Source organism: Rathayibacter sp. YIM 133350, from assembly GCF_037404875.1.
In the GTDB taxonomy this organism is placed as follows: Bacteria; Actinomycetota; Actinomycetes; order Actinomycetales; family Microbacteriaceae; genus Orlajensenia.
Genome location: NZ_JBBELO010000030.1, coordinates 36,982 through 57,662 on the forward strand (window position 1 = coordinate 36,982; position 20,681 = coordinate 57,662).

Sequence of the window (20,681 nt, forward strand, 5' to 3'; positions counted from 1 at the left end):
GCCGCCGACGCCCCCCGGTCCTGCGTGTGGATAACTTCTGCGGGTGCCCTCGCATCCGCGCCATGATGCCGGGATGAGCGAGGCGGTTCGCACGATCACCGAGAACGTGCGCACCCGCGTGCGTCGCGACGGGGTCGACCTCGCCGGCGATGCCGCCCTCGCTGAGCGGTACGTTCGCACCGAGTTGCGTTCGTACGTCGAGCACGCGCTCGGCGCATCCGGTCCCCTCATCCACGATGAGGAGCAGGCCGCCCGTGAGGTCATCGCCGCCCTCACGGGCTTCGGTCCGTTGCAGCCCTACCTCGATGACCCGGGCATCGAGGAGATCTGGATCAACGGTCCTTCCCGCGTCTTCGTCGCCCGCTCCGGAGTGCCCGAACTGACCACCACCGTGCTGACCGAGCGCGTCGTGCGCGACCTTGTCGAGCGGATGCTGCAGAGCTCCGGTCGGCGGGTCGACCTCTCGAGCCCCTTCGTGGACGCCTCGCTTCCCGATGGCAGCCGCCTGCACGTCGTCATCCCCGACATCACCCAGAAGCACTGGGCGGTCAACATCCGCAAGTTCACGCGACGGCTGCGCGACCTCGGCGAACTCGTCAATCTCGGCTCGCTCTCGCTGCAGGCGGCGGAGTTCCTGCGGATGTGCGTTCTCGCCGACCAGAACATCCTCGTCTCCGGTCCCACCCATGCGGGCAAGACGACGCTGCTCGGCGCGCTGCTCTCGGGAGCGCGCCGCAGTGAGCGCATCGTCACCGTGGAGGAGACGTTCGAACTCGACGTCGCCGCCCGTGACGTCGTGGCCATGCAGTGCCGCCAGCCGAGCATCGAGGGCACCGGGGAGATCACCCTGCGGCGCCTCATCAAGGAGGCGCTGCGTATGCGCCCCGATCGCATCGTGGTCGGAGAGGTGCGCGAGGCGGAGAGCCTCGACCTGCTGATCGCCCTGAACAGCGGCGTTCCCGGCATGTGCTCGATCCACGCCAACAGCGCGCGCGATGCCCTCTCGAAACTGTGCACCCTGCCGCTGCTGGCCGGCCGCAACATCGATGCCGCCTTCGTGGTGCCGACCGTCGCCTCGTGCATCGACATCGTCGTGCACTGCGAGATCGACCGTCAGGGCGCTCGTCGCGTCACCGAGATCCTGGCTCCGAGTGGCACCGTGAGCGGCGCCGTCATCGAAGCCAGCCCGATCTTCCAGCTCAGCGATGGCGTGCTGCGGCCGGCGGGCGGGCACCCGACGAAGCTCGCGAAGTTCTCCGCCGCCGGGCTGGATCCCCGGATCGTGCTGAGCCGGGGTGCCGCGTGAGCCTCGCGGTGATCGCGCTCGGGTGCTGCCTCGGCGCGGGAGCACTACTGGTCGCGTCACCGTGGTTGTGGCCGGGGCAGCGCGGTTCCGCCACTCGATCCCGCCGCCCGGGGGTGCTGCGCTCCCGGCTCGCCCTCGCCGGGCTGCGGCAGGTGCCGCCGGCCGCATTCATCGCCGCAAGCGCCATCATCGGGCTGCTCACCTCAGCGTTGGCACTCGCCCTGTTCGACGTGATGGCCCTTGCTGCCGTCGTGTTCGTCCTCGGCGCCGCCCTGCCCTCCCTTCTCATCACCTGGCGCGCTCGTCGACGACGTGCGGCCAATCGCACGGTCTGGCCCGACGTCGTCGACCATCTGGTGGCGGCTGTGCGCGCGGGGCTCGCATTGCCGGATGCCGTCGCGAGCCTCGGAAGATCCGGCCCGGCGGCGACGCGCAGCGTCTTCACCGACTTCGAGCGGGAGTACCGGGCGACGGGCGACTTCGGCCATTGCCTCGATGACCTCAAGGATGCGCTCGCCGATCCCGTGGCAGACCGGCTGGTGGAGACCTTGCGGATGGCGCGCGAGGTGGGAGGAAGCGACCTCGGGGACGTGCTGCGCGGACTCGCCGCCTACCTGCGGGAGGACGCGGCCGTACGAGCCGAGTTGCGTGCCCGTCAGTCCTGGGTCGTGAGCGCCGCTCGTCTCGGGGTCGTCGCGCCTTGGGTCGTACTGCTCCTGCTCGTCTCCCGACCTGAGGGCGCCGCCGCCTATAACTCACCGAGCGGGGGAGTCATCATCCTGCTCGCTCTCGTCGTCTCCGCCCTCGCCTACCGTTTGATGATCCGCGTGGGCCGACTGCCCGAGGAGCAGAGGTGGTTCCGGTGAGTGCGGCCTCGGCGTGGTCGCTGGTCTTCGGATGCCTGCTCGGCCTGGGTCTCTGGTCGATCTTCGCCGCGGTGCCGCGGTTCGGTCGGCCACGCCTGGCGGATCGAGTGGCTCCGGCCCTCGTCGACGTCTCGGAAGAGGCTCGGGCCCACCTGCGACGCCGCACCGCCGACCCCTTGCCGGTGATCGGCGCCCTTGCGCTGCCGGTACTGACCGGAGGACGCGCGCTGCTGTCCTGGCTCTTCGGCGGCGCCGAGACCGCGGCCCTTCGTCTCCGCCAGGCAGGCTCGTCGCTCTCCGTCGACAGGTTCCGTGCGGAGCAGGTGGTGTGGGCGCTCGTCGGCTTCGCGGCGGCGGTCGCCGTCGTGGCCATCGCGGCACCGGCTCGCACACTGCCCGCCGTCGCCCAGCTGGCGCTTCCGGTGATCGCCGCGCTCCTCGGTGCCGCCCTGCGCGACCTCGTGGCCCGGAACGCGGCGCAGCGCAGGCTCGCTCGCATCACCGAGGAGCTGCCGACCGTTCTCGAGTTCCTCACCCTCAGCCTCTCGGCCGGGGAGAGCATCCTCGATGCCGTGCGGCGGGTGGCGCGCACGGGTTCAGGGGAACTGGCCGCCGAGTTCGGCGGGGTCGTGGCGCGCGTCGGTACGGGTGTGCCGGTTGCGACGACACTGGATGAGCTCGCCTCCGCCCTTCGCCTGCCCGCGCTCAGCCGCGCCGTCGATCAGATCACGGCGGCGCTCGAACGCGGCACCCCTTTGTCGGGCGTGCTGCGTGCCCAAGCCGGCGATGCGCGCAGTGACGCGAAGAATCGGCTGCTCGAGACCGCCGGCCGCAAAGAGGTCGCCATGCTCGTTCCCCTGGTGTTCTTGATTTTGCCCATCACCGTGGTGATCGCGATCTTCCCCGGGCTGTTCGTGTTGCAGGCGGGGTTCTGAGCAGAGCCGATCAACGAGAGAGGAACAGACATGAGAGCGATGATGGATCGGGCTCGGGTGCGAATGCACGGCTGGGCAGGGCAGGAGCGCGGCGACGTGCCCGGCTGGGTGCTCATCACGTTGATGACGGCCGGACTGGTCGTGCTGATCTGGGCGCTCGCCGGACCCGCGCTCTCCGGTGTGTTCCAGCAGGCCATCGAACGCGTCACCAACTTCTGAGGCGATGCGCCGCCTCCGGCAGCTACTCGACGACGAGGCCGGGTCGGCCGTCGCCGAGTTCGTGATGGTCTCGGCTCTTCTCACCGCCCTCGCCCTGGCCGTGCTGCAGCTCGGTTTCGCCCTGCTCATCCGCAACACGGTGCTGGATGCCGCGGCCGAGGGCGCCCGCTATGCGGCGCTCGCCGACACTGGATTGGCGGCGGGCGCCCAGCGCACCCGCGAGCTCATCACCACCGCCTTGGGCCCCGACTACGCCGCCCACATCGAGGCGCGCTACGGGAACTATGCCGGCCATGCCAGTACGGAAGTGCGGGTGCGCACACCGCTTCCGCTCGCCGGCCTGTTCGGGCCCGATCGGGCGATGGAGGTGGTGGGGCATGCGTCGCTCGAGACGCTCGATGGCGGATGACACGGGGTCGGCTTCCCTCGAGTTCGTGACCGTGGGCCTGATCCTGCTCGTTCCGCTCGTCTATCTCGTGCTGGCGCTCGCCGCCATCCAGGCCGGCGCGCTGGCGGCCGAGGGGGCCGCGCGACAGGCGGCGCGGGTGTACGTGCAGTCCCCGGATGCGCCATCGGCTCGTGACGCACTGGAGCGGGCGATTCTCGTCGGGCTCGGCGACCACGGCGTCGACCGCGATGACGCGTCGGTGTCGATCGATTGCGACGACGATGAGAACGGCTGCCTCACCCGCCGCAACTCCGTGACCGTCACCGTCCGACTGCGCGTCGAGCTTCCGCTCGTGCCCGACGTGCTCTCCATGCGCGACGTCGTCAGCGTTCCGGTGCAGGCTCGGGCGACGCAGCAGGTGTCGCGCTTCTGGGGAGCCGCCCGGTGAATCGGCTTCGAGCGCTCCGCGACGACGAGCGCGGTTCCACGCTGCCGCTCGTCATCTTCTTCATGGTGCTCGCCCTGCTCGTCATCATCGCCGTCGCGGGCGCGACCTCGCTCTACATCGAGCGCAAACGACTGCTCACGCTCGCGGACGGAGCGGCATTGGCTGGCGCGGAGGCCTTCGACCTCAGTCAGGTCAGTGCTGCGGACGGCGAGCTCCGCATCCGTCTCGAGGGTGACCGGGTGCGCGCCGCGGCCGAGGAGTACCTCGACGCGGCGCCTCACGAGCAGTTGCGCGACCTCGCGCTGTCGGATGCGGGAACTCCCGACGGTCATTCCGCGGCGGTATCGCTCACGGCATCCTGGCGCCCGCCCGTGCTCTCGCTGTTCCTGCCCGAGGGCATCACGCTGCGGGTGGACTCGACGGCCCGCTCGGTGTTCCGCTGACGCGGCGACGGCGGCGGGACGGCGCGTAGCGCGGGAGGTAGCGGGCGAGCAGGGCCGCTCCGATCAGACCCAGTGCTCCCATGACGCCGCTCGCCACGGCGATGGAGGCGACGGCCGTCAGGGCGGCGACGAGCAGCGGCGCCGCAGCACCACCGGCATCGCCGGTGAAGCGCCAGGCTCCGAGGAACGGCGCCGGATCAGCCGGTGGCGCCAGGTCGGCTCCGAGTGTCATGAGGATGCCGCTGCCGATGCCGTTCGCGACCGAGAGGAAGATCGCGATGGCGATGAAGAGCTGCACGTTGGGGCCGGCGTCGTGGGTGAAGGCCAGGGCGATGTGCCCGAGGCCGAGCCCGATCATCGACGGGACGGCCACCCAGATGCGGCCGAACCGGTCCATGACCTGCCCGCTCGTGTAGAACAGCGCGAAGTCCACCGCTCCGGCGACGCCGATGACGAGCGCCGTGTCACGCTCCGACATGCCGATCGAGAGCGCCCAGAGCGGCAGGATGACCGTGCGCGACGACCGCAGAGCGGCGATCAGGGCTGCGCCGGTGCCGAGACGCAGGAGCACGGCCGCGTGAGTCCGGATCGAACTGAAGAGCCCTTGGCTCTCCTCCGCGGCCTCTTCGGCTCCGAGGGTGCGTACCGCGCCGGTGGTGGCCGTCACACGCTCCGCCGTCCCGAACATCCGCTCGGGATCGGGCAGGAGCAGCAGCAGCACGATCACGCCGACGCACGCGGCGATGAAGACCCAGAACACCGCCTGCGTACGCCCGGTCAGGTGCAGCAGACCGGCTGCCACGAACGGGCCCACGAACCAGCCGGCGCGGAAAACGCCGCCGAGCGTGGAAAGCGCGCGGGCGCGGTACCGCATCGGAACGTAGCTCGTCATGAAGGCGTGCCGCGCGAGCGCGAAGACGGCGGTGGCGAGGCCGACGAGGAAGATGCCGGCGGCCAGCACCCACGGCGACGCGGCGAGCAGGCAGACGAACACGCCGATCATGGCCAGTATGGCGCCGCCGATCATGGCCGTGCGCTCTCCGATGCGGCTCACCAGCCAGCCGCTCGGGATGTCGCCGATGAGTTCACCGAGCATGATCATGGCGGCGATGAAGCCGGCCAGGGCCAGCGAGGCGCCGAGGTTCGAGGCGACCGTAGGAATGAGGGGGATGATGCAGCCCTCGCCGATCGAGAACAACAGCGTGGGCAGGTAGGCGGCGAGGGCCACCGAACGCAGGCGGAACGGGCGCTCGGTCATCGACATCGCTTTCTAGGCTACGCCCGGGCCGACCGCCTTCCGGCAGCGGCCAAGTAGGCTGGGGCCAAATGATTGACCTCGATCTCTCCGCCCAGATTGCCGAACTGCGTTCGACCTTCGACGACATCCGTGCCGTCGTGGATGTCGACGAACTGACCGCCGAGATCGGCCGCCTCAGCGAGGAGGCCGGCGCACCCGACCTGTGGGACGACACCGTGAACGCGCAGCGGGTCACGAGCGCGCTCAGCCACCGGCAGTCGGAGCTCGCCAAGATGAACAGCGTCGCCTCGCGTCTCGATGACCTCGAAGTGCTCATAGAGCTGGCCAACGAGGCCGGCGACGAGGAGAGCGCCGAGGAGGCGCGCGCCGAGTTGACCAGCCTGCAGAAGGTCATCGGCGAACTCGAGGTGCAGACCCTCCTCGACGGCGAGTGGGATTCCTATCCGGCCGTCGTCACCATCCGTTCGGGAGCCGGGGGAGTGGATGCCGCCGACTTCGCCGAGATGCTGTTCCGCATGTACCTGCGGTGGGCAGAGAAGCATAAGTACCCGGTCACCGTCATGGACACCTCTTACGCCGAGGAGGCCGGCATCAAGTCGGCGACCTTCGAGGTCGACGCCCCGTATGCCTTCGGCACTCTGAGCGTCGAGGCCGGTACCCACCGTCTCGTGCGCATGAGCCCGTTCGGTGCGGCCGGCAAGCGTCAGACCAGCTTCGCGGCGGTCGAGGTGATCCCGCTCATGGAGGAGGCCGGCGAGGTCGAGATCCCGGAGAACGACATCCGCGTCGATGTCTTCCGGTCGAGCGGCCCCGGCGGCCAGTCGGTCAACACCACCGACTCCGCCGTGCGCATCACGCACCTTCCCACCGGCACGGTCGTGTCGATGCAGAACGAGAAGAGCCAGATCCAGAACCGCGCCGCCGCCATGCGGGTGCTGCAGTCCCGCCTGCTGCTGCTGCAGAAGGAGGCGGAGGCGGCGCAGAAGAAGGAACTCGCCGGCGTCATCACCGCCAGCTGGGGCGACCAGATGCGTTCCTATGTGCTCGCGCCGTACCAGATGGTCAAAGACCTGCGCACCGACTACGAGGTGGGCAACCCGTCGAACGTGTTCGACGGCGACATCGACGGTTTTATCGGTGCCGGCATCCGTTGGCGCAAGCAGAAGACCGAGTGATCGGCGCATCGCGGCGCACCGGTGCTGTGTGAACGGTGAGTCGTTGGCGCGATCGGGGCAGCGGCTGTTTAGGCTCGATTGCGATGATCCGCTTCGACAACGTCACCAAGAAATACTCGGGCACGAACAGGCCGGCGCTCTCCGCGATCGACCTTGAGATTCTGCGCGGCGAGTTCGTGTTCCTCGTCGGCGCCTCGGGATCGGGAAAGTCCAGCTGCCTGCGCCTCATGCTCAAAGAGGAGAAGCCCAGCAGCGGCCAGATCCACGTGCTCGGCCAGAACCTCGGCTCCATCTCGAGCCGTAAGGTGCCCTACTTCCGGCGCAACCTCGGCGTCGTGTTCCAGGACTTCCGCCTGCTGCCGAACAAGAACGTCTACTCCAACGTGGCCTTCACCCTGCAGGTCATCGGCAAGTCCCGCGGCTTCATCCAGGAGGCGGTGCCGGACGTGCTGCGCCTCGTCGGTCTCGACGGCAAGGCCCAGCGCCTTCCCCATGAGCTCTCCGGCGGTGAGCAGCAGCGCGTCGCCATCGCGCGCGCCATCGTCAACAAGCCCCAGATCCTGCTCGCGGACGAGCCGACGGGAAACCTCGACCCCGTCACGAGCGCGGGCATCATGACCCTGCTCGAACGCATCAACGCCGGCGGAACGACCATCGTCATGGCGACCCACGAGGCAGGAATCGTCGACCAGATGAAGCGTCGCGTGGTCGAGCTCTCGGCCGGCCAGATCGTGCGCGACGAACGTCAGGGCGGCTACACCACGGCCATCCAGACCGTGCCGGCTCCGGCCGAATCGATCGCCGTGGCGGTTCCCTCCGACGAGGCCCCGACCCCGACGGCCTCGACCGCGCCGGCTGCGCCGGCCACGCCGACCTCCCCGACCGGAGCGGTGGGGCCCAAGGTTCCCGCCACGTACATGCAGAACGCCCGCCCGCTCTACGTCGAGCCCGAGGTGACCGACGACGTGACGGATGCCGCGGCTGCGGTCACCGCGGCGGCCACCGCATCCGTGCCGATCGTGCCCGAAGAACCGCCGACGTCGACGATGACACGGCCGGTGCTGCCGGTCAGCAGGGCCGCCGACGACGTGCCCGAACAGCTGACCCTTGCCGAGAAGCTCGGCCTGCGCGCCCCGGGCGCGCGCACCAACGAGACCGGCGAGCAGGAAGTGGGGCCGACCCGATGAGATTCGGACTGGTTCTCGCCGAGGCCGGCAACGGCCTGCGTCGCAACGCCTCCATGGTGGTCTCCGTGGTGCTCGTGACCTTCATCTCGCTCACCTTCGTGGGCGCGGCCATCCTCATGCAGATGCAGATCGCCCAGATGAAGGGCTACTGGTACGACCGGGCCCAGGTCGCGGTCTACATGTGCACCTCGATCTCCACCGGCGAGAACTGCGTCGGGGGCGAGGCGTCCGCCGATCAACTCCAGGCGGTGAAGGCCGAGCTCGACGGGCCGACCCTCTCGCCGTTCATCAAGTCGTTCGACTTCGAAGACCATCAGCAGGCGTTCGACAACTTCCAGGAGCAGTTCAAGGGCAACCCGGTCGCCGACTACGTCACTCCCGACCAGCTGAACCAGACCTACTGGGTGAACCTGAAGGACCCGTCGCAGTCCGACGTGATCCAGGAGAGCTTGGCCGGAATGGCCGGCGTGGAAGACGTCGTCGACCAGCGCAGCTACCTCGACCAGATCTTCGCGGTGCTCAACGCGGCGAGCTTCACGGCCATCGGCATTGCCGTGCTGATGCTCGTCGCGGCCGCCCTGCTGATCGCCACGACCATCCGGCTCTCCGCCTTCTCGCGAAGGAGGGAACTGGGCATCATGCGACTCGTGGGCGCCTCGAACAGGTTCATCCAGACGCCATTCGTGCTCGAGGGCGTCTTCGCGGCCCTCATCGGGTCGTTGCTGGCCGGCGGCGCCATCTGGGCGATCGTGCGGTTCTTCGTCCAGGGCTACCTCTCCACGCGCCTGCAGTTCACCTCGTTCGTCGGAACGGATGACGCCCTCATCGTCGCGCCCATCCTGCTGGCCGTCGGCGTGGTACTGGCGGCGTTCTCGGCGAACTTCGCGATCACCCGCTACCTCAAGGTGTAGCGGGGCCGTCCGTCCGCGGGAATACCGTAGACTGAAAGGCTGCTCGCCACCCGGCGGGCATTCGTTCGCGACGACGAAGGAGGAGGCCATGCCCAGGGAACGCGGACAGAACGTCGTGGCGACGAATCGGCGAGCCCGGCACGACTACCTCATCGGCGACACCTACGAGGCGGGACTCGTGCTGACCGGCACCGAGGTGAAGTCGCTGCGCGCGGGGCGTGCCTCGCTCGTCGACGGCTATGCCTACATCGACGGCGGCGAGATGTGGCTGGATGCCGTGCACATTCCCGAGTACGGCCAGGGCACGTGGACCAACCACCCGCCTCGGCGCAAGCGCAAGCTGCTGCTGCACAAGCACGAGATCGTCAAGATCAGCCACAAGACCAAAGAGGGCGGCTACACCCTCGTGCCGCTGCAGATCTACTTCTCCGATGGCCGGGCGAAGGTGCAGATCGCGGTCGCCAAGGGCAAGAAGGACTACGACAAGCGCCAGGCCCTGCGTGAGCGCCAGGACAAGCGCGAGGCCGACCGCGCCATCTCCGGTCGCGCGCATCTGGGGGAGTAGTGACGACGAGGGATCTCATCCGCATCCCGGGCACATACAACTTCCGCGACGCGGGCGGCTACTCCGCCGATTCGGGACTGCTGCGCCGGGGAAAGCTCTTCCGCTCCGACGGACTGCACGCGCTCGACGACGAGGGGCGACGCATGCTCGCCGAGCTCGGCGTCGCGCTGGTGATCGACCTGCGCGACGAGCAGGAGTCGGCGGCCATGCCCGACGCGCTCGACGGCCTCGCCGTGCGGCGCATCCAGTTGCCCGTGTTCGAGGGCGGCGGAAGCGGAGTCGCCGCCGGCGGCCTCGACGGGCTGTACACCCGCATCCTCACCGATCACGTCTCCGTCGTGGTCGAGGCGCTGCGGGCGATCGCAGCGTCGGGAGAGGATGCCGTGGTCGTGCACTGCACGGCGGGGAAGGACCGCACCGGCGTGGTGGTTGCCCTGACGCAACTGGCGGTCGGCGTGGATCGCCGGAGTGTCGTCGAGGACTACGCCGCCACGGAGGCGAACCTCGCCGGCGAGTGGCTCGAGGCCATGATCGCCATGATCGGGCGGTACGGTGTTCCCGATTCCCCGCAGCTCAGGGTGCTGATGGGAGGCAGCCCGGCCGAGGCGCTCGAATCGGCGATCGACGTCGTGGAACGCGAGCACGGCTCGGTGCGGCAGTTCCTGCTGGCGTCGGGTCTGAGCCTGGCCGAGCTGGCCGCGCTCGAGGACGCGCTCGTGGAACGGGATTAGTTTCGCCTCGGTGATCGTTGTAGACTGTGTGGCCCGGCGGTCGCGAGAGCGCAGGCCGGAATTGAAAACTCAACAGCGTGTGACAGTGGCCCATTTCAGCACCTGAAGTGTTCGCGGGGATGATCGGTTTCGACATTGCCTGTGAGACTGTGAGAAGCGGGCCGAGGATGCAGGGTTATCTCGTAAACGATCTCTGCAAAACACAAGTGCCAATTCCAAGCGCACTGACTTCGCTCTCGCTGCGTAAGCAGTAGAGCCCTAAAAGTCCGTCAGACCGGGTTTGTTCTCGCCCCGGACCCTGGCGTCATCTAGAGGACTTGCTGCGTGCTGATGTCTGAGCGTCACGCGGGACTTGAACTCGGGCTGGGCTCGTCCTCCTAGAGGCCTACGGCAAAGGAGGGAGCCGAGCAGAACGCTTTCGTAGGCTACGCCCGTAGAAGGCGCGGAATCTCAGCAGTGGACCCGGGTTCAATTCCCGGCATCTCCACCATCGGCCACTGTCACACGCGGTTGAGTTCGGTCCGGCGGAACTCGCGTTATATCGCATGTGGCCGAGGTGCGCGACCCCTTACGTCGAGCGTCGGCGGCCCGTAGTGTCGGTTCTCTCAACTCGAAGGGGGAGACCATGCGCAGATTCTTCATACTGCTCCTCGTCACCACGGTCGGATTCGTGGCGTACACGTACGGGGCGAAAGCCGGGCGTGGCCGCTACCGCGACATCCGCGCCTCGCTTGACGCCCTGTGGAACGACCCGCGGGTCAAGAAGGCCCGCAAGAAGGCCAACCAGGACGCCGCGAAGATCGCGAAGTCGGCAGAGAAGCGCGCCCTGCGCGCCGTATCAGGAGGACATTGACATGACGGACACGACCAACTCCGGCCAGAACAACGATCCGATCGAGACCAGCGACGACCTGCTGGTCGACGTCGAGGCCCCCGACACCGCTGGGCAGGACCCGACGCCCGTCGATGACGCCACCGCTCACCTCGGTGAGGCCGCGCAAGACGGTGCCGAAGCCGTCGGCACCTTCGCGCAAGGCGTCGCCGAGAAGGCGACCTCTGCGGGCGAGCACCTGCAGGATGCCGCAGCGTCGCTCACCGACGACACCGGGGCCGACGCGAAGACCACGGCCAACGAGGTCATCGACACCCTCAAGCAGGGCAGCGCCGACCTGGCAGACGCCGTCACGAAGACCGCCTCGCAGCTGAGCGCCAAGGCCGAGGCGGAGTATCGCCGCAACCCCGGCAAGGTCATCGCCGTTGCGGTCGCCGCTGTGGGTGGTCTCGTCTTCATCGCACGGGCGATCGCCAAGCGCTCCTGAGCCCCCGCTCCTGCGAAGGCCGCGCATCCGAACGGATGCGCGGCCTTCGTGCATTCCCATGACAGGGAGGCCGACGGTCTCGTCGGATCCTCGACGGGGCGCGCTCAGCCCTGCTCGGCGGCCGAGGCGCAGTCGATGCAGAGTTCCGCCTCGGGTCGTGCTTCCAGTCGGGCGGTGCTGATGCGTTTGCCGCACCGCGCGCAGAACCCGTAGCGTCCCTCTCCCAGTCGCGTCAGTGAGCGCTCGACCGCGGCCAGATCGCGCTCGAGTGCTTCCCGCGTTCCGGTCAGGCGAGACCATTCGGACGACATCGTCGGGCCCTCTGGGTCGTGCTCGTCGTCGGCGACACCGTCTCCCCGTGACTCCCGGACAGTGAGCATCGACCCGTCGAGCCGGGCGAGTTCCGACACCATGGCTCCTCGACGCAGCTTCAGGGCGGCGCCGAAGCGGTCGAGTTGCGCGGGAGTCGGGGCGTGTGCGGTCACGGCACCCTCAGGGGAGGTAGTAGGTCGGGTTCGGCAGCTTCACGTCGATGTCGGCGTGCCCGCCGATCAGGTCGCTGAACTGGTCGCCGTAGTTGGCGATGATGCGGTAGCCGCCACCGGCCGGGCTCTCGACGTGGGCGCGCGTCTGCGACTTGTACTCGATCGTCGTGCACTTCGCCGTCACGCAGGTGACGTAGTCCGGCTGCTGCGAGGCACCGGTGCCCGTCCACTTGGTGTAGTAGTTCCGCTCGGTGAAGCCGGTGTAGCCCACCTTCCGCAGATTCCCGATGGTCGCCGCCTTCTGGTTGTCGTTTCGACCCGTCAGGCCGATCAGCGTGCAGCCGGCCTTGTGCAGGAGCGTTGCCACTGGAACCATCGTCGGAGTCGCGGGGAAGCGCTGCTGCTGAACCCAGACATCCTGTTCGGCAGGGTCGAACGTGAAGTGCATGTCGGCGACTTCCATGTCGTAGGTCCAGAGCGTGGTGTCGTCGGCGTCGAGGACGACCGCGGGATTCTTGTGCAGCAGCTTGCCGAGCACGCATCCGAGGGCGATCTTCGGCAGCGTCCTGGCGGCGATGCGCCGCATCTCGCTGATGTAGGGGGAATCGGTCTTGTTGGACGTACCGTCGCCCGTGTCGCCGTAATAGGTCGCGATGGTCTTCTTGACGGAGTCGATGTTCGGGATGCCTTCGCCGCCCTCGGTCGCGCCGCTGGAGCCGTCGGGTGCCATGGTGAAGTGCGTCCGCGGCGCCAGTTGCGGCTCATCCACGCCCGGCAGGTTCGCGGAGGGCAGGTAGTAGGTGGGGTTCGGAAGCTTCAGGCTCGCGTTCGCGTATCCGCCCTGGAGGTCGGAGAACTGATCGCCCACGTTGAGGGTGATGGTGTAGCCGAGGTCGTTCTCGATGTGCTTGCGCGTGCCCGCCTTGTACTCCACCGTCGTGCACTTCGGCGTGGCGCAGCTGATGTAGTCGGGCTGCTGGGAGGCGCCGGTTCCCGTCCACTTCGTGTAGAAGTTCTCGGCGTCGAATCCGGTGTAGCCGACCTTGTCGAGGTTGCCGAGGGTCGCCGGCTCCTGGTCGGCGTTGCGGCCGGTCAACCCGAAGACGGTGTAGCCGATCGCTTCCGCAGCCTGCACGAACCCGACCATGCCGGGAGTGGCCGGGAAGCGCTCGTCCTGCACCCAGACATCCTGCTCGGCGGGGTCGAAGGTGAAGTGCATGTCGGCGACTTCCATGTCGTAGGTCCACAGCATCGTGTCGTCGGCATCGAGCACGATGGCGGGCTTCTCCCCGGCGGCGATCGCCGCGGCGTATTCGGGCTGCAGGCGTGCCTTCGCCGTCGAGAGGATGCCGGCCATCTCGCTGATGTAGGGGGAGTGCTGCTTATCGGCGATGCCCGTTCCCGGATCGCCGTAGTAGGTAGCGATGGTCTTCTTCACCGAGTCGATGTTGGGAATGCTCTCCCCGCCCTGGGTCGCGCCGCTCGAGCCATCAGGAGCCATCGTGAACTGCGTGCGCGGGGTCAGCGCCGCGTCGTTCGCGGTGTCGTTGCCAGAATCGAGCACCGTCGCATCAGCGGTTCCGGCGCCACTGAGGCTCAGGCCGACGACGAGAACGCCACCGAGCACCGACGAGGCGATGCTGCGGCGCGAGAAGGGGGAGAGCGACATGGAGCACGGCCTTTCACGTGGACAGCGAAAGGGGCGTGTACCCCGACTCGCGGCGAGCACGTCCCCCAACCTGAATGCTACGACGCACCCTCTTTCGGGGGAACCCCCGGTTGATCACTCGAGCGCGAGCGCCTCCAGAACGGCGTCGTGAAGAATGCCGTTGCTGGCGAAGGAACTGCCTGCGTCGAGGTCCCGACCGCCGCGGAGGTCGCTCCAGCGGCCGCCGGCCTCTTCGACGATGGGAATGAGGGCGGCGACGTCGTAGCGCTGCACGCCGAATTCGCCGACGGCGTCGACCAATCCCTCCGCGAGCAGCATGTACGACCATAGGTCGCCGTACGCCCGGTCGCGCCAGACCTGTTCCGCCAGCGCGAGCAGGGGCTGCAGGTAGCCGGCTTCCCTCCACTGCGCAATGCTCTGGAAGCTCAGCGAAGCGTCGGAGAGGGCGCCGACCGCTGAGACGGAGATGGCTCGGGGCTCGCCGCCGGACGCCGACGTCCACGCTCCCTGTCCGCGGCTCGCCCACCAGCGTCGCCCGAGAGCAGGGCAACTCGCTACACCGAGCACCGGCTCCCCGTCGACGGCGAGGGCGATGAGAGTTCCCCAGACGGGTACGCCGCGCAGGAAGTTGGCGGTGCCATCGATCGGATCGATGATCCACTGGCGGTCGGTACTGCCCTCCACCCCGAACTCCTCGCCGTAGACCCCGTCGCCCGGCCGATGCTGGGCGAGCTGCTCGCGGATGGCCCGCTCGACAGCCTGGTCGGCATCCGTGACGGGAGTGCGGTCGGGCTTCGTCGAGATCACGAGGTCGGCCGCGCGGAAGCGGTCGAGCGCGAGCGAATCGGCGGTGTCGGCCAACGCCAGGGCGAGCGACAGGTCGGAGGGGGAGTCGGCAGCGGTCACTGCTTCAGGCTATCGAAGGACACGCCCGGCCTCCGGGCTTACGCTGTCCCGATTGGCGGTCACCGCGAGGGTGATGCTAATGTTGAGCCTCGGCCCGGGAGAGATTCCGAGCCGAAAATGCACCTCTAGCTCAATCGGCAGAGCAACTGACTCTTAATCAGTGGGTTCAGGGTTCAAGTCCCTGGGGGTGCACGGAAAGCCCCGAACCTCTCGCCAGGTTCGGGGCTTTTTCACGTTCGGGACTGTTTCGCCCGATCGCAGCTGAGCACTCAAGCGTCGGACAGGTGAACATGACTCCCGCCTCAGCCGCCCTGCATCCGCCACCTGGTGTTTCTACCGCCAAGTATCCCTGTGCGCGATCAGTGCGACTGTCAGCGCGACCGTCAGCCCCGATCGAGAAGCGCGCCCATCGTCAATTGCGGTTCCGTATCGGCCGGCACGGGGAACCAGGCAAGGAAGGTGACGCCCTCGCTGGTGGCGTCGAAGCGAGCGATCGTCTCATTGCCCGGCTCGTAGAAGGTGTCGCCGGGGTGCAGCACGGAGTGAGCGTCGGTTCCCACCTGGAAGTAGGCGGACCCTGATTCGATGACGCCGAAGACCGGGCCGTTGTGCCAATGCGCTCCGGCGTGGAAGTTCGGTGCGATGGTGATGCGGCGCACCTCGACGTAGGCGAAGCTCGGAGCTCCATCGATCTCGTAGGTGCTCAGGACTCTTCGCTCGACCGGTGACTCGCTCATGCATCAATGATGGCAGCGGGGCTTGGCTGCCGGTCGGCACAGGGTGTCGGTGGTCGCTGCGATGCTGTGGTCATGGAGAAAAGCTCGACATACATCGCCGGCCGCGAGGTGGCCGTGAATGACGTGCTCTGGAGCGCAGGCGGCGGGTTCGCGGTGACCAAGGTGGTCGAAGGTCGCGGAGGGCGACGCGTGTTCTACCAGCACCCGCAGAAGAAGCGCGCATACGTCACGATCCCCGACGACGCACGCACCCGGGTCGTCGTTCCGCGACCCGCGACGGAGCGCGCCTGAATAGCGCTTCTTCTTCCCAGTCCCGCTCGCACGATGACAGTGTTTGTGCCGCGACAACCCGGCGAGGATGGCGCCTCGTGAGTCGACCGTTGCGCCGTGGTCCTCTCGAGCGGCAGACTCGCACGTGGAGAGGGGATGCACGATGTCGGATCTCACCGGGGGACCGGACGAGCGCACGCGGCAGTTGGCTCAGCGCGCCAGTGAGGGCGAGTTGGATGCCGCTTGGCTGCGTCGACAGCTTGATTCCGCCCTTGCAGCTTGGGGCGACGACGAGTCGAAGCTTGACGTCGAGAAAGACGCTCGCCAAGACTACTGAGGCGCCGCTGCGGGTGGGCCCGGCGAGGCGACAGGCCACGCTGCCGCCGAACGCTCTGGCGAGTGACGGAGCGACTGCGATAATGTGAGCCTGTCTCACCCGGCGCGGCATCTGAGTCCGCGTTGTACCGGCTGCGGCCGGCACCCGAATCGCAAGAGAACACATCCGAACGTCCCGCGCGTTGCGGTCGTGATCACGCCCGCACTTGGCCGTGTGGGGCTTCGTCATCATGAGAGAGAATGCTCGATGAAGCGCACTCTGATCACGGCCGCATCCGCCAGCGCCCTGCTGGTGGCCCTCGCGGTCGTACCGCCGGCCTATGCCGACGTGCCCGCCCCGGCGACGACCACCCCAGCGGCGAGCACGACGCTCACCGGCCGAGCGGCCGACATCGCCGTCAGCGCCGACGGTTCCACGGCCTACGTGAGCCACTACGAGGACGGACGCGTCGACGTCGTCGACCTCGCCACCCACTCCGTGGCATCGACACTCAACCTGGCAGTCGGTCGTGAAGACAACCTTCGATACCAGGCACTCTTCGTCAGGTTGAGCGCCGACGGTTCCCTCCTGTACGTGTTCGGAAACCTCGGCGGCGGATACTTCGCCGTCGTCGACACGACGACCCTTGCCGTCACGAGCGAGCATTTCGACGTCGACGCGTATCCGCTTGATCTCGTCGTCAACCCGGCAGGCGGAGACGTCTACGTGCTGAATGACTACGGGGCGGGGATCGACTCCTACGATCCGGTCACGTTGCAGCCGGTCGGATCCGTCGCGATCCCCGGCGGTGGCACTCCGGGCCACCCCGACATTCCCACGACGGGCACGGTCTCCCCAGACGGCGCAACGCTCTACGTCGCGCAGGTCGGTACCTCGGCGAGCATCGTCAAGTACGACATCGCGAGTGCATCCGTCATTGGCGAGGCCTCGGGTGGATCGACCTACAACCTCTCCCTCTCTCGCGACGGAAGCCTGCTGCTGGATCGGATGCAGGGAGGATTGATCCTGCTCGACCCTGCCGACCTGCACGCGATTTCAACGCCGACCGTGCCGCAGTGGCCGGCCGACTCGGCCTTCTCACCCGACAGTACTGAGATCACGAGCGTCGGCTGGGATCCGGTCGGCGAGCAGACACCGGTCGCGTATGTGATCGATACCGATTCCGGCCAGGTGCTCTCCCAGTTCTCGGTCGAAGGCTGGGCGCCGAGCCACGTGGCCTATCGCCCCGACGGGCTGGAGCTGCTCGTCAGCTCGCAGTCCACGCTCCTGTTCTTCCGCAGCGCGATCATCGGCGAGACGGATGCGCCGCAGGCGACCGTGGGCGAGCACTACGCGTTCGATCCCGCATTGGCCAACACGACCTCATCGGAGGTCACCGGGGGCAGCCTGCCGCCGGGATTGAGCCTTCAGCACGGGGTCATCACCGGAACTCCGACCGAAGCGGGCACCTTCACCGCAACCCTGAGTGCTCACGGGCTGTTCGGGCCGGCCGCGACGGCGGACGTGACCGTGGTCGTTCAGGCGGCGGCGGAGCACCACCCGCCCTTCGTGTCGATCGTGCTCGGGATACTCCGCGCCATCTGGGCCTGGCTGCACGGACACCACCCGGGTGCCTGACCCGTGCGGGGCGGCCCCGATCGGCCGCCCCGCACGTTTCACACCGCCTCGACCGGCACTTGGAGCTCGGTCACCCAATCGGGTCCGGGAATGTGGCCAGGAGCGTTGAGGTACACCTCGCGATTCGCGCCCGTCATGCGGTAGCCGTCTGCGACGAGCTGCTCCACGAGGGCGAGCCACGTGTCGCCGATGCCCGACATGTCGCCCCGGTGCAGGATGGTGGCCGACAACGACGTCGCCGGCAACTCGACGACCTCGTAGCCCTCGCCGGTGCGTGGACGCGCCTCGGCTGTCTGGCTGACGTGCACGATCATCCCCTCGCCGTCCTCTACGGTCTCGTACCAGAAGATGGCGGGAGGGATGATGGGCCGGCCGGCCGACTCGAGGGCACGGTCGAGGTCTTCGATGAGTGGGCCGACGACGGGTCCGACGTGCTCGGGACCCATGCCGGGAGCGACACCGGTGACGGCGTACACCGTGACCGGGTCGATGGGACGGTAGCTGACGGGACTGGTGGACATGGCTGGTTCTCCTTCCAATTGTCGGAGTCGCCGATCGATGCGGGCGAGCGATGCCGTGTCGTCCACGATGGCCGCCTCGATCTCGCCTCGACGCGAACGCAGCAGCGCTATGAGCGCGCTGTCCTCGTCATCCGCGGCGAGCACCGCTGCGACGCGATCCAGGCCGATGTCGAGCCGGCGCAGCTCCACGATGCGAAGCAGACGCGGGATCTGCTCGTTCGAGTAGCGGCGGTATCCCGTGCGGTCATCGACGTGGGCAGGAGGCAGCAGTCCGATGGCGTCGTAGTGACGCAGCATTCGCACGCTCACCCGCCCGATTCCGGCGAATTCTCCGATGGTGTACATGATGGAGACCACACTGGAGCCTGACACGATGTCAGGGTCAAGCAACACCTGCGAGTCGATTCGGGCCGAGTGCACCTAGCGCCGGAGCGGGATCCCGGTCGATCATGAACGTGTGGATGACGCGTCGCTCGACCTCGTGGAAGAAGCGGCGCGCGTCGCCTCGGGCATCGACCCGCCTCTCGATCTGGATGCCGCAACGCCGGCCGCCGGCTACCGGCGAGGTGCGAGCGACGCCGGGCGGGCGATCCGCCGCCACCGCTTCGGAAAAGGTGCGGAGGCGGAACAGGCCGCCCAGCTGACGATCATCGGCGGAACCGCCGGCTATGCGCAGGTGCAGGCCGAACCGGCGAGGGCATCCGCTGCGCCGAACGACTTCGAAGACGTCGATATCGACATCACCATTCCCCGTTTCGGAACGCTCGACATGCTGCGGCTCGCTCGCTTCGCGGTGACGTCGGGGTGGGCTCTGGCCGGTTTCGTGTTCGTCAACGGCGCGTACCAGCCGCTGGCCGCCACGGAGGCGAGCGAGCTCTCGGAGCGGGTGCGCGCCGAGTTGCTTATGCGCGGTGTCACGCCCGCCAGCTATGCGGTCGCCGACCACAACGAGGCGTTCATGATCAACGCCCTGAAGCTGCGCGACCCCGACGGCGAACCTCTCACGATCTCGCGTCTGGGTACCCTGCACGGCTACCGGTTCGAGGCAGCGGCCGACCTCGTCGAGCGCTTCCTGCCCGAAGCACTCAGCTGAGCGCCAGCCGGGCCGGGCGACGGCGGTAGCCGTCCGGGAGGAACCTAGGTGCCTTCGGCCGCCGCATGCCGGTGTCAAGCCCCTCGAAGCCGTCGTGCCTGACGTTCAGACTGACGAAGGGGACGAGTCAGGAGAAGACATGCAGGCGATGGTCTACCGCGGGCCGTACAAGGTGCGGGTCGAGGAGAAGGACATTCCCAAGATCGAGCATCCGAATGACGCCATCGTGCGCGTCACTCTCGCCGCCATCTGCGGCTCAGACCTACACCTCTACCACGGGATGATGCCCGACACCCGCATCGGCCATACGTTCGGGCACGAGTTCATCGGAGTGGTCGAAGAGGTCGGCTCCTCGGTGCAGAGCCTGAAGCGCGGCGATCGCGTCATGGTGCCCTTCAACATCTTCTGCGGCAGCTGCTACTTCTGTTCGCGCGGCCTCTTCTCGCTGTGCCACAACGTGAATCCGAACGCGACCGCCGTGGGCGGCATCTACGGCTACTCCCACACGTGCGGCGGCTACGACGGTGGCCAGTCGCAGTTCGTGCGCGTTCCGTTCGCCGATGTCGGCCCCGCGATCATCCCCGACTGGATGGCTGACGAAGACGCGGTGCTGCTGACGGATGCCTGCTCCACCGGATACTTCGGAGCCCAACTCGCCGACATCGTCGAGGGGGACACCGTGCTTGTCTTCGGCGCCGGACCGGTCGGGCTGTACGCAGCCGCCTCGGCCTGGCTCATGGGTGCGGGTCGCGTGATCGTGGTCGATCACCTGGAGTACCGCCTGGCGAAGGCCCGCGAATTCGCGCACGCGGAGACCTACAACTTCACCGAGTACGACGACATCGTGGTGGAGATGAAGCGCACCACGGGACACCTCGGGGCCGATGTCGCCATCGATGCGGTCGGGGCGGAGGCCGATGGCAACCTGATCCAGCACGTCACGAGTGCGAAGTTCAAGCTCCAAGGCGGCTCGCCCATCGCACTGAACTGGGCGATCGACTCCGTGCGGAAGGCGGGCACCATCTCGGTGATGGGAGCGTACGGTCCCATGTTCAGCGCCGTGAAGTTCGGCGACGCCATGAACAAGGGCCTCACCATCAACACGAATCAGGCACCGGTGAAGCGGCAATGGCCCCGGCTGTTCGAGCACGTGCGGAACGGTTACCTCAAGCCCAGCGACATCGTTACGCACCGCTTCCCCCTGGAGCACATCGATGAGGCGTACCACGTCTTCTCCTCGAAGCTCGATGGCTGCATCAAGCCGCTGATCGTTCCGGCCGCCGCCTGACGGTCGC

At 67.8% G+C, this 20,681-nt stretch carries 25 protein-coding genes, 1 tRNA gene and 1 other RNA gene; 21 read left to right on the forward strand and 6 right to left on the reverse strand.

Going from position 1 to position 20,681, the window contains the following annotated elements; genetic code table 11:
• The first annotated feature begins 73 nt into the window (after positions 1-73).
• From WDJ51_RS09815 to WDJ51_RS09845, 7 genes are read left to right on the forward strand one after another with little or no spacing between them, the layout of a single operon-like run.
• A complete protein-coding gene (locus tag WDJ51_RS09815) occupies positions 74-1,306 on the forward strand; it encodes a CpaF family protein (RefSeq protein WP_337852275.1) in 1,233 nt (410 codons plus the stop codon).
• Positions 1,303-2,172: a type II secretion system F family protein gene (locus WDJ51_RS09820; RefSeq protein WP_337852276.1), complete on the forward strand. Its 870-nt coding sequence runs from the start codon at positions 1,303-1,305 to the stop codon at positions 2,170-2,172. The genes WDJ51_RS09815 and WDJ51_RS09820 overlap by 4 nt, the downstream gene beginning before the upstream one ends.
• The gene (locus WDJ51_RS09825) at positions 2,160-3,107 is read left to right on the forward strand and encodes a type II secretion system F family protein (protein WP_337852277.1); all 948 of its coding nucleotides are present in this window, start codon (positions 2,160-2,162) and stop codon (positions 3,105-3,107) included. Before WDJ51_RS09820 ends, WDJ51_RS09825 begins: the two co-directional genes overlap by 13 nt.
• 30 nt (positions 3,108-3,137) lie before the next feature.
• On the forward strand, positions 3,138-3,326 hold the full coding sequence (locus WDJ51_RS09830; protein WP_337852278.1) for a hypothetical protein: 189 nt from the start codon (positions 3,138-3,140) through the stop codon (positions 3,324-3,326).
• A 4-nt stretch (positions 3,327-3,330) separates the two neighbouring features.
• On the forward strand, positions 3,331-3,735 hold the full coding sequence (locus tag WDJ51_RS09835) for a TadE/TadG family type IV pilus assembly protein (protein WP_337852279.1): 405 nt from the start codon (positions 3,331-3,333) through the stop codon (positions 3,733-3,735).
• Positions 3,725-4,162, forward strand: coding sequence for a hypothetical protein (locus tag WDJ51_RS09840; RefSeq protein WP_337852280.1), 438 nt, complete (start codon positions 3,725-3,727; stop codon positions 4,160-4,162). Before WDJ51_RS09835 ends, WDJ51_RS09840 begins: the two co-directional genes overlap by 11 nt.
• Positions 4,159-4,605, forward strand: a complete 447-nt coding sequence (locus WDJ51_RS09845; RefSeq protein ID WP_337852281.1) for a pilus assembly protein TadG-related protein — start codon at positions 4,159-4,161, stop codon at positions 4,603-4,605. Before WDJ51_RS09840 ends, WDJ51_RS09845 begins: the two co-directional genes overlap by 4 nt.
• On the opposite strand, the gene WDJ51_RS09850 is transcribed toward WDJ51_RS09845, so the two are convergent.
• Positions 4,562-5,869: an MFS transporter gene (locus WDJ51_RS09850; RefSeq protein WP_337852282.1), complete on the reverse strand. Its 1,308-nt coding sequence runs from the start codon at positions 5,867-5,869 to the stop codon at positions 4,562-4,564. The two genes, WDJ51_RS09845 and WDJ51_RS09850, sit on opposite strands and share 44 nt — an antisense overlap.
• Before the next feature lie 62 nt (positions 5,870-5,931).
• On the opposite strand from WDJ51_RS09850, the gene prfB reads away from it, so the two are divergent.
• The 8 genes from prfB to WDJ51_RS09890 all read left to right on the forward strand — a co-directional run bounded on the left by prfB (position 5,932) and on the right by WDJ51_RS09890 (position 11,751).
• Entirely contained in the window at positions 5,932-7,038 is a 1,107-nt protein-coding gene (prfB, locus tag WDJ51_RS09855) for a peptide chain release factor 2 (protein ID WP_337852283.1), read from the forward strand.
• Between the two features lie 83 nt (positions 7,039-7,121).
• On the forward strand, positions 7,122-8,225 hold the full coding sequence (gene ftsE, locus WDJ51_RS09860; RefSeq protein WP_337852284.1) for a cell division ATP-binding protein FtsE: 1,104 nt from the start codon (positions 7,122-7,124) through the stop codon (positions 8,223-8,225).
• Positions 8,222-9,136, forward strand: coding sequence for a permease-like cell division protein FtsX (gene ftsX, locus WDJ51_RS09865; RefSeq protein WP_337852285.1), 915 nt, complete (start codon positions 8,222-8,224; stop codon positions 9,134-9,136). The genes ftsE and ftsX overlap by 4 nt, the downstream gene beginning before the upstream one ends.
• A gap of 88 nt (positions 9,137-9,224) precedes the next feature.
• Complete coding sequence (gene smpB, locus WDJ51_RS09870; RefSeq protein WP_337852286.1) at positions 9,225-9,701, forward strand: SsrA-binding protein SmpB; 477 nt, start codon at positions 9,225-9,227, stop codon at positions 9,699-9,701.
• Positions 9,701-10,432 carry a tyrosine-protein phosphatase gene (locus WDJ51_RS09875; RefSeq protein WP_337852287.1) on the forward strand — a complete coding sequence of 244 codons (732 nt, stop codon included), beginning with the start codon at positions 9,701-9,703 and terminating at the stop codon, positions 10,430-10,432. Before smpB ends, WDJ51_RS09875 begins: the two co-directional genes overlap by 1 nt.
• 115 nt (positions 10,433-10,547) lie before the next feature.
• Positions 10,548-10,922: a transfer-messenger RNA gene (gene ssrA / locus WDJ51_RS09880) on the forward strand.
• A gap of 135 nt (positions 10,923-11,057) precedes the next feature.
• Positions 11,058-11,285: a hypothetical protein gene (locus tag WDJ51_RS09885; RefSeq protein WP_337852288.1), complete on the forward strand. Its 228-nt coding sequence runs from the start codon at positions 11,058-11,060 to the stop codon at positions 11,283-11,285.
• Position 11,286: 1 nt separating this feature from the next.
• Positions 11,287-11,751 (forward strand): hypothetical protein, encoded by a 465-nt coding sequence (locus WDJ51_RS09890; protein ID WP_337852289.1) that lies wholly within the window; start codon positions 11,287-11,289, stop codon positions 11,749-11,751.
• A gap of 104 nt (positions 11,752-11,855) precedes the next feature.
• Here WDJ51_RS09890 and WDJ51_RS09895 read toward each other — a convergent pair whose 3' ends face one another.
• From WDJ51_RS09895 to WDJ51_RS09905, 3 genes are all read right to left on the reverse strand, one after another.
• Complete coding sequence (locus tag WDJ51_RS09895; protein ID WP_337852290.1) at positions 11,856-12,236, reverse strand: TraR/DksA family transcriptional regulator; 381 nt, start codon at positions 12,234-12,236, stop codon at positions 11,856-11,858.
• Between the two features lie 7 nt (positions 12,237-12,243).
• Positions 12,244-13,905: an HAD family acid phosphatase gene (locus WDJ51_RS09900; protein ID WP_337852291.1), complete on the reverse strand. Its 1,662-nt coding sequence runs from the start codon at positions 13,903-13,905 to the stop codon at positions 12,244-12,246.
• 114 nt (positions 13,906-14,019) lie between these two features.
• On the reverse strand, positions 14,020-14,811 hold the full coding sequence (locus tag WDJ51_RS09905) for an inositol monophosphatase family protein (protein ID WP_337852292.1): 792 nt from the start codon (positions 14,809-14,811) through the stop codon (positions 14,020-14,022).
• A gap of 119 nt (positions 14,812-14,930) precedes the next feature.
• Between WDJ51_RS09905 and WDJ51_RS09910 the strand changes: the two genes are divergently transcribed.
• Positions 14,931-15,003 (forward strand) — tRNA-Lys (locus WDJ51_RS09910).
• A gap of 191 nt (positions 15,004-15,194) precedes the next feature.
• Here the strand turns inward: WDJ51_RS09910 and WDJ51_RS09915 are convergent.
• Complete coding sequence (locus WDJ51_RS09915; protein ID WP_337852293.1) at positions 15,195-15,548, reverse strand: cupin domain-containing protein; 354 nt, start codon at positions 15,546-15,548, stop codon at positions 15,195-15,197.
• A gap of 72 nt (positions 15,549-15,620) precedes the next feature.
• Here WDJ51_RS09915 and WDJ51_RS09920 point away from each other — a divergent pair, with 72 nt between their 5' ends.
• The 3 genes from WDJ51_RS09920 (at position 15,621) to WDJ51_RS09930 (ending at position 17,772) form a co-directional block, all read left to right on the forward strand.
• The gene (locus WDJ51_RS09920; protein WP_337852294.1) at positions 15,621-15,839 is read left to right on the forward strand and encodes a hypothetical protein; all 219 of its coding nucleotides are present in this window, start codon (positions 15,621-15,623) and stop codon (positions 15,837-15,839) included.
• Between the two features lie 142 nt (positions 15,840-15,981).
• Positions 15,982-16,155, forward strand: coding sequence for a hypothetical protein (locus tag WDJ51_RS09925; RefSeq protein WP_337852295.1), 174 nt, complete (start codon positions 15,982-15,984; stop codon positions 16,153-16,155).
• 246 nt (positions 16,156-16,401) lie between these two features.
• Complete coding sequence (locus tag WDJ51_RS09930) at positions 16,402-17,772, forward strand: putative Ig domain-containing protein (RefSeq protein ID WP_337852296.1); 1,371 nt, start codon at positions 16,402-16,404, stop codon at positions 17,770-17,772.
• A gap of 38 nt (positions 17,773-17,810) precedes the next feature.
• Here the strand turns inward: WDJ51_RS09930 and WDJ51_RS09935 are convergent, their stop codons facing one another.
• Positions 17,811-18,665 (reverse strand): MerR family transcriptional regulator, encoded by an 855-nt coding sequence (locus WDJ51_RS09935; RefSeq protein ID WP_337852297.1) that lies wholly within the window; start codon positions 18,663-18,665, stop codon positions 17,811-17,813.
• An 85-nt stretch (positions 18,666-18,750) separates the two neighbouring features.
• Here WDJ51_RS09935 and WDJ51_RS09940 point away from each other — a divergent pair, with 85 nt between their 5' ends.
• Together WDJ51_RS09940 and WDJ51_RS09945 are read left to right on the forward strand one after the other, a co-directional pair.
• Positions 18,751-19,386 (forward strand): hypothetical protein, encoded by a 636-nt coding sequence (locus WDJ51_RS09940; RefSeq protein WP_337852298.1) that lies wholly within the window; start codon positions 18,751-18,753, stop codon positions 19,384-19,386.
• Between the two features lie 139 nt (positions 19,387-19,525).
• Entirely contained in the window at positions 19,526-20,674 is a 1,149-nt protein-coding gene (locus WDJ51_RS09945; protein WP_337852316.1) for a zinc-dependent alcohol dehydrogenase, read from the forward strand.
• Positions 20,675-20,681: the final 7 nt, after the last annotated feature.